Genomic DNA, 7710 nt, shown 5'->3' on the forward strand with positions numbered 1-7710 from the left:
CAGCGCGACCGCTCTCGCCGCATGACAATCCCTTCTCCGGCCTTCAGTCACCTAACATCAGTTAACGTGACAGCACCGATCGGCTTTCTCAGCGTTCGTATTGCGCTGCCTGGGAGCAGCCACCAGCGTGGCATCCAGGATCTGGCCCGACATCGGCAGATAGCCCGCGTTCCGCAGGGTCGCGTCAAATCGGTCAGACAGTCTTTCAATGGCCCCCGCCTGTGTCAGCCTTTCACGGAACAGCCAGATTGTTTTGGCATCCGGTACCCGATCTGAAAGCCCCAGCCCAGGAAAGCGCATGAACGACAGGCGATCGCTGATCAGATACTCTGTCCGTTCATCGGACAAATTGTTCAGCGTCTGGATCAGCAGGATCTTGAACATCAGCACCGGATCAAACGGCGGACGCCCGCCTTTACTGCCGTCTGAATACGCCAAAGCCTGCTCCAGATCAGGGCGGAAGACTTCAAAATCCACAGTCCGGGAAAACGCTTCGAGCTGATCGCCAAGCCCGCTCAACCGGTCGAACTCCTTTTCTGGGGAGAAGGGCAAAGACCCTTCGCAACCGCTGAACACCTCCTGAAAAACCACAGACTGCCCCGATATAGACAGAAGACGGTAACGGTACATGCGCAGGGCCGCGTAATCGCGGCCCTGTCTTCTTTCTGTTCCTCCTTTTTACAGAGTGTGTTCCTTTCCTTATTTCAGCGTCACTCAAACTCCCGGAAGATTTCAGCTCCCGCAATGTCTGGCGGTCCATGCCGCCTGCGCGCGCCGCATCCGTCCGGCTGGCCCCGTCACGGATCGCCGCCAGCGCCAGAAGCCGGCGCGCAGCGTTCGCATGCCGGCTACGTGCTGCAAGCCGCCTCAGGTCAGACGCCGAATAATCCTCTCGCAGCTTCACCGCTTGCGTCATCAGCCCAATCCTCCCCAAATCAAGAGAATCAGAACTAACGCCAATCGTCACTTCACACACGAGTCAGCGGCTACCGCCTTTGGTATAACCTACCCGCAACGGGAAGACGTTTTATTCATGATAAAATACTAATGCGCGAATATTTCAGGATTTTTATGTGGCTTTCTCTCCCAACAGCCCGATACTTTCTCGATAGCGGAAACATCAATCCTTAATTTTCATTAAAACTTCATTTCTTGTAAAAAATACTCAGTTACAGGTTCTATATTCCCACCACATCCGATCAATGAATACAGACTGAAACCATCCTCCCGCTACGTCCCGTCAACACACACTCGGTCTGGACAGTCACATCCAAAACAGGGCAACCAGACTTTCCAGCAGTCAGAAAATCACACATCCGGGCAGGAACAGATTTTCGAAACACGAGGTCCAGGGCGGAGAAAAAACATGCGCCTTCAGTCATCATGGGACCCACATCTACCGGACGGGAACGCCTCTCCGGCGGAACGGCTTGCGGAAGCAATGGGTACCGACATCCTTTCCGGAAAACTCAAGGCGGATGACCGCCTTCCCGCCCATCGGGATCTGGCGTGGCGACTCGGCATCGGCATCGGCTCTGTCTCACGCGCCTATGCCATTCTTGAGCGTCGCGGACTGGTGCGCAGCGTGCATGGTCGCGGCATGTTCGTCTCTATCCGGCAGGAAAACCCTGGAACCAGATTCGATCTCGCCACGAACATGCCGCCTCCGATGTTCAGCAACAGGGCTTTATCCGGCACGCTCAACAAATTGGCGAAACAGGTCGACCCGGATCTGTTCAATGTCTATCCGCCGATCGCCGGACACCCCGAACATCGTCGCATCATGGCACACTGGCTTGCAGAACTGGGCGTGGAGGTCGTGCCGGAAAACCTGCTCCTGACGGCAGGTGCGCAGCAGGCGCTCAATGTAACTCTGAACGTCGCCCGGTCACACGTCACATACGCTGTGACGGAGGAGCAGACCTATCCCGGCATGCTTGGCGCCATGCGGCAAAACCACCTGCCCGTTCATGCTGCTCGAATGGATGAGGAAGGAATACTTCCTGCCTCACTCGAAAAGATTCTCTACCGCAATCGAAAAGAGCGCGCCGTCCTCTATCTCACACCCACCATGCACAACCCGACCACAGCGACGATGGAGTTGCAGCGACGACAGGAAATTGTCGGTATCTGCAGGAAATTCGATGCTCTGATCATTGAAGACGGTGTGTATGTCTCCGGGCACAATCCGTCCCGACCATCTTTTCTTGAACTCGCGCCGGAACGCACGTTCCATGTCAGCAGCCTTTCAAAGATCCTCAGCCCGGGACTGCGCATCGGAGCGCTCATTCCACCGGCTGGTTACATGGAAGAATGCCTGCCTGCGCTTCTGGCTTCTTCGCTGATGATCGCTCCCCTGTCCTACGCCATGATGGCGCTGTGGATGCAGAATGGCACAGCGGAAAGCGTACGAAACGCCCTTCAGAACGAGGCCATTCGCCGTCAGGAACTCGTGGCTGCCAGCCTGCCTCAGGTCGTGCAGGCGCGTCATCACGCCTTTCATGCATGGCTGCCCATGTCGCTAAAGCAAGCGGAGCGTGTCATCGCGCTGGCGCGAGACCTTGGCGTCTCCCTTCCTGCCGCAACATCCTTTCAGTCGACGGAAGCGCCGCACAGCACTGGAATACGCCTCGCATTCGGGAGTGTATCGTTCCGAAGACTGCCCGAAGCGCTGAGGCTCTTACAGTCAGCCTGTCTCGACACAGAAGGAAAAGTGTCGCGTGACACTATACCGATATACTGAAAGTGTATCCTTCGAGTAGGCTCTTCCCACGCCACCATTCGGAGGGAAGCCCATGCCTGACAATACGCAGCATGTGACGGTCGTTGCATCCTTTCATCTGAAAGAAGAGCATCTCGACGCAATTCTGCCCGTCATGACGGCCTGCATCACAGCATCCCGTCAGGAAGCGAGCAATCTTTTCTATACCTGCCGCCGCGATCTGAATGATCCGCTGCATTTCGTATTCATCGAACAATGGCAAAGCGTGGCAGCGATTCACGAGCATGAAAAGCAGCCTCATTTTCTCGCTATGAAGACCGCGTTCGAAAAAGGCATGGAAGGCAGTCCAACGGTGACCATGCTCGAAGACGTGGCGGTCTTTTCCTGAAGCGGGATGACGCGGATCATGACGCCGCATGTCTATCTTCTCGGCACGGCCGACACGAAATCTGCTGAACTGATCTATCTGCGCTCCGTTCTTGTCGAGAATGGCGTTGAAGCCCTGATCGTGGATGTCAGCACTAGCGAGACACCCTGTCCGGCGGACATCCCGGCGCAGGAAGTAGCCGCCCATCATCCGGACGGCGCAGCAGCCGTGTTTTGTGGAGAACGCGGTCAGGCGATCACCGCCATGTCCGTCGCGCTGGAACGCTTCCTGCCAGACCGCTCCGATCTGGCAGGTGTCATCGGCATCGGCGGCTCGGGTGGAACGGCCATCGTCGCACCGGCCATGCAGGCGTTGCCCATAGGGTTGCCGAAGATCCTGATTTCCACAGTCGCTTCCGGCGACATCAAACCCTATATCGGCGAGTCCGATATCGCGATGATCTATCCCGTCGTGGATTTGCAGGGGCTGAACCGTATTTCCCGTCCCATTCTCGCCAATGCGGCCAACGCCATGGTGGGCATGGTGCGCCATCCTTTTGTGTCGGCTCCGGAAACCCGTCCGGCAATCGGGATCACCATGTTTGGTGTGACAACGTCCTGTGTCACGGAAGCGGTCCGGGTGCTTGAGCCTGATTTCGAATGTCTGGTTTTCCACGCGACCGGCTCCGGTGGAAACTCAATGGAGCGCCTTGTCGCGCAGGGCGTTCTGCGGTGTGTGCTGGATATCACCACAACCGAGTTCTGTGATTTCGTCGCGGGCGGTATCTTCCCTTGTGATGCCTCCCGTCTCGATGTGATCTCCGAGACCAAGGTGCCGTATGTCGGGAGTTGTGGCGGCCTCGACATGGTCAATTTCGGTGCTATGGAAACCGTGCCTGAGCGCTATCGTGACCGTGTTTTCGTGCGGCACAATCCGTTCATCACCCTCATGCGCACGACCATTCAGGAGTGCCGCGAAATGGGACGTCTGATTGGCGAACGTCTAAATCGCTGTGGTGGCCCGGTCCGGTTCTTTTATCCGGAGGGTGGGTTCTCACAACTCGATCGTCCGGATCAGCCTTTTTATGATCCGGCAGCCGATATGGCTTTCCGCGATACGTTGCTTGAAACATTGCAACAAACAGCGGATCGCCGTTTCATCAGCCTGCCGCTCGCCATGAACGATCCTGCCTTCGCTCAGGCCATGGCAGGAGAACTTATCGATCTTTTCAAGGAGAATGACTTCCATGCCCCGGATTGAACGTAGCGCCATCCTGCATCGCCTGCGTGGGCTGATCGCCGAACGCAAACCGATCATCGGCGGCGGAGCCGGCACCGGCCTTTCCGCCAAGTGCGAGGCGGCTGGCGGCATCGACCTGATCGTCATCTATAATTCCGGCCGCTACCGCATGGCGGGCCGCGGGTCACTTGCCGGACTTCTGGCCTATGGCAACGCCAACCAGATTGTCATGGATATGGCGCGTGAAGTGCTGCCGGTCGTGCCGAACACGCCGGTTCTTGCGGGCGTTAACGGCACCGATCCGTTTGTGGACTTCGATGTATTCCTCGATGATGTGCGTCGCGTCGGTTTTTCCGGCATCCAGAACTTTCCGACGGTGGGTCTGATCGACGGAAACTTCCGCAAGAATCTGGAAGAAACGGGTATGAGCTACAGTCTTGAAGTGGATGTGGTCGCCCGTGCGCACAAGAAAGATCTGCTGACCACGCCTTATGTTTTCGATGTCGATCAGGCAAAAGATATGGCACGCGCGGGCGCCGATATTCTTGTGGCCCACATGGGGCTGACAACGGGTGGCAGCATCGGGGCTGAAACGGCCTTCACGCTGGACGATTGCATCAAGCTGATCAACGAGATCTCGGACGCAGCGAAAAGTGTGCGCGATGATGTGATCCTGCTCTGTCACGGCGGCCCTATCGCCATGCCTACCGATGCGCAGAAAGTATTGAGCGCATGCCCTGACTGTCACGGCTTCTACGGCGCTTCCAGTATGGAACGCCTGCCGACCGAGACCGCGCTGGTTGAGCAGACCCGCATCTTCAAGGCCATGACGCGCTGACGTTTTCCACGGATACGCACCCGTGCAGGAGGTTTCTCTCATGAAGATTTCACGACGCCTCGCTCTTGTCGCTTCTCTGCTGCTTGCCACAGGTTTTTCGACATTGCCTGCACGTGCGCAGTCCTATCCCGGTTCAGCGCTCCAGACGGTCTATTCGTCCGATCGCATCATGAACGCCGTGACGACCACGGACACAGGCCGTGTGTTTATGTCCTTCCCCTACTGGGGTGGTGGCGGTTCAGGTCCTACCGTGGGCGAACTCCTGCCGGATGGTTCAATGCGGGCTTTTCCGGATGCGTCGTGAAACGACTGGAAACATTCGCATGATGCACTGAACAGTTTTGTCCGGGTCAACGCCATCCGCATCGGTCCGGACGGGCTGCTCTGGGTGGTGGATTCCGGTGAAGCGAATGTCGGAGGCAAACCCAATCCAGCAAACGGCGCTGCCCCGAAACTGGTCGCCTTCGATCCCGCTACTGGACGTCCCGTGCATCTGATTGTGCTCCGTCAGGGAATCACACGCTTCAGCTACGTTGATGATCTGCGTTTTCATAACAACACACTGATTCTCACGGATGCCGGTGATCCGGGCCTTATTCTTGTCGATCTGCGTGATGGACAGCAGCGACGCATTCTGGCGCACCAGCCCTGCGTTACGGACGAACGGCCGATGCGAGCCGAGGGGCAGATCCTGATGACGGGCAACCGGGAAGCACGAATTCACGCCGATCAACTGGAAGTCTCGCCCGATGGTGAGACACTTTATTTCCAGCCCAGTTCAGGGCCGATGTCGAAAATTGCAACAGCAGACCTAGAGAATAAGACGCTGACGGATGCGCAACTCAATGCACGTGTCACGCCATTTTATGACACGCCGACCACTGGTGGGACTGCCATTGACGGGGATGGCAATCTCTATGTGTCGGATGTGGATCATCTGCGTATTCTGAAAATCACACCGGCGGGACAGGGCTCGACCTTTATCGCCGACCCGCGCCTTGTGTGGGGGGACGCACTGTGGATCACCAACAAAGGTGCTCTGTGGATTCCCGCCATCCAGCTCAACCGCACGGCGACGTTCCAGCATGATGGTGTGTCACGTGTGAAACTGCCCGTCAGCATCTACGCTATTGACGCGCACCTCAAACCCTCCCGCCATTACTGAAAGAATCAGGAGAAGATTCCCTATGACACTCGATGTTGCCAGCGCCATTCTTGCACGTCGTGCGACCAAGGTGTTCGATGCCGGACATCGCATGCCAGAGGAGGATCTCGAGACCATCCTCGGGCTGGCCCGCCGGATGCCGACGGCGTTCAATATCCAGAACTGGCGCTTCGTGGTGGTGAGCGATACGGAACTGCGCCGTGAAATCCGCAAGGTTGCCTGGGACCAGCCGCAGGTGACCGATGCGTCCGCGTTGCTGATCCTGTGCGCCGACATCAAGGCGTGGGAGAAATCTCCCGCACGCTACTGGGAAAATGCGGGACCAGAGACACAGGAAATCATGGTGGGCGCCATCGATCAGTATTATCGCGGACGTGAGCGGGTGCAGCGTGATGAAGGTATGCGTTCCTGTGGCATGGCGGCGGGCGCGATCATGCTTCTGGCAGAGAGCATGGGTTACGCCACCTGCCCCATGGACGGGTTCGACTTTGAGGCCGTTGGCAAGCTGATCCATCTGCCGGAAGACCATGAGATCGTCATGTTCGTAGCCCTCGGCAAGCCTGCGAAAGATCCTTATCCCACGGGAGGGATCCTGCCTGCGTCTGAAATCATTATCCGGAATACGTTTAGCTGAAGACCAGTTTTCAGTGATTACATGGCGCTGTCCGCCATGTAATCACTGATTGATGCCAGCCTCGGCAACCTTCTTGCTGCCGCCTCCGGTCTCTTTCTGTATCTTCTGCACAGCCTCAAGATGCTGTTTATATTCCTCATAATGCTCTGGAGCCGCGTGCACGAAATGCGGATCTTCCATATGGGGAACACGGCCATGATGTCCAAAATTGACAAGCCGGGCTTCAGCAAGATGAAGTTTGCCCAGGATATCGGCCTTAATGGCGATGACAGCCAGCGATGACCCGACGAATGGGCCGAGCAGATAAACCCACAAACCACTCCAGTTGCCTGCATACAGGTCCGGTCCAAATGTACGGGCGAAGTTGGCGCTGTTTCCTGAAATCCAAGCTGTAAGCGGATTCATCACAAAAAAGAAAATCCCGCCGATCCAGGGAGTGACCCACTTATGACGGGGATGCGCGGCCAGCCAGTAGAGTGTGGCGATCAGCAGACCCGTTACCAACGTCTCAGACCCCAAGACATACCAGATTGAAAGCCCCGTATAGGGTGTCGTCGCGCCATAATGGGTGACGATCGCATCAATCTTCCACGAGGAAGCAATATATCCTAGGCAATAAACGATTGTCGTTCCCAGAACTGCGCCAATAATCTGGGCAAGGATATAACCTAGAGCGGTTCCACTTTAATCTGGTTCATATCCTGAGGCTGTAAAGAAACTGGCGCATTGGCTGGGCGTGAAAGCC

The 7710-nt window shown here is 56.6% G+C and carries 6 protein-coding genes and 3 pseudogenes; 6 read left to right on the top strand and 3 right to left on the bottom strand.

The window, feature by feature from the left end:
• Positions 1–78 precede the first annotated feature (78 nt).
• Together LOC54_RS10500 and LOC54_RS10505 are read right to left on the bottom strand one after the other, a co-directional pair.
• Positions 79–552 (bottom strand): annotated as a pseudogene (locus LOC54_RS10500) (transposase); the annotation flags it as partial.
• A 184-nt stretch (positions 553–736) separates the two neighbouring features.
• Positions 737–916, bottom strand: a pseudogene (locus tag LOC54_RS10505) (IS630 family transposase); the annotation flags it as partial.
• A gap of 450 nt (positions 917–1366) precedes the next feature.
• Here LOC54_RS10505 and LOC54_RS10510 point away from each other — a divergent pair.
• From LOC54_RS10510 to LOC54_RS10535, 6 genes and pseudogenes are all read left to right on the top strand, one after another.
• On the top strand, positions 1367–2743 hold the full coding sequence (locus LOC54_RS10510; RefSeq protein WP_279313769.1) for a PLP-dependent aminotransferase family protein: 1377 nt from the start codon (positions 1367–1369) through the stop codon (positions 2741–2743).
• 52 nt (positions 2744–2795) lie between these two features.
• Positions 2796–3110 (top strand): putative quinol monooxygenase, encoded by a 315-nt coding sequence (locus LOC54_RS10515; RefSeq protein ID WP_279313770.1) that lies wholly within the window; start codon positions 2796–2798, stop codon positions 3108–3110.
• Between the two features lie 6 nt (positions 3111–3116).
• A complete protein-coding gene (locus LOC54_RS10520) occupies positions 3117–4349 on the top strand; it encodes a Tm-1-like ATP-binding domain-containing protein (protein WP_279313771.1) in 1233 nt (410 codons plus the stop codon).
• Positions 4336–5166: a phosphoenolpyruvate hydrolase family protein gene (locus tag LOC54_RS10525; RefSeq protein ID WP_279313773.1), complete on the top strand. Its 831-nt coding sequence runs from the start codon at positions 4336–4338 to the stop codon at positions 5164–5166. The genes LOC54_RS10520 and LOC54_RS10525 overlap by 14 nt, the downstream gene beginning before the upstream one ends.
• A 40-nt stretch (positions 5167–5206) precedes the next feature.
• A pseudogene (locus LOC54_RS10530) lies at positions 5207–6331 on the top strand (L-dopachrome tautomerase-related protein).
• A gap of 22 nt (positions 6332–6353) precedes the next feature.
• On the top strand, positions 6354–6965 hold the full coding sequence (locus LOC54_RS10535; protein WP_279313772.1) for a nitroreductase family protein: 612 nt from the start codon (positions 6354–6356) through the stop codon (positions 6963–6965).
• 42 nt (positions 6966–7007) lie between these two features.
• Here LOC54_RS10535 and LOC54_RS10540 read toward each other — a convergent pair whose 3' ends face one another.
• Positions 7008–7628 (bottom strand): aquaporin, encoded by a 621-nt coding sequence (locus tag LOC54_RS10540; RefSeq protein ID WP_279313774.1) that lies wholly within the window; start codon positions 7626–7628, stop codon positions 7008–7010.
• Positions 7629–7710: the final 82 nt, after the last annotated feature.

This window comes from Acetobacter sp. AN02, from assembly GCF_029759835.1.
Taxonomy (GTDB): Bacteria; Pseudomonadota; Alphaproteobacteria; order Acetobacterales; family Acetobacteraceae; genus Acetobacter.

Bases quoted from the DNA above. Each gene is read 5' to 3' on its own strand.
- LOC54_RS10525 (WP_279313773.1), top strand. From the start codon at position 4,336: ATGCCCCGGATTGAACGTAGCGCCATCCTGCATCGCCTGCGTGGGCTG.
- LOC54_RS10515 (WP_279313770.1), top strand. From the start codon at position 2,796: ATGCCTGACAATACGCAGCATGTGACGGTCGTTGCATCCTTTCATCTG.
- LOC54_RS10535 (WP_279313772.1), top strand. From the start codon at position 6,354: ATGACACTCGATGTTGCCAGCGCCATTCTTGCACGTCGTGCGACCAAG.
- LOC54_RS10510 (WP_279313769.1), top strand. From the start codon at position 1,367: ATGCGCCTTCAGTCATCATGGGACCCACATCTACCGGACGGGAACGCC.
- LOC54_RS10520 (WP_279313771.1), top strand. From the start codon at position 3,117: ATGACGCGGATCATGACGCCGCATGTCTATCTTCTCGGCACGGCCGAC.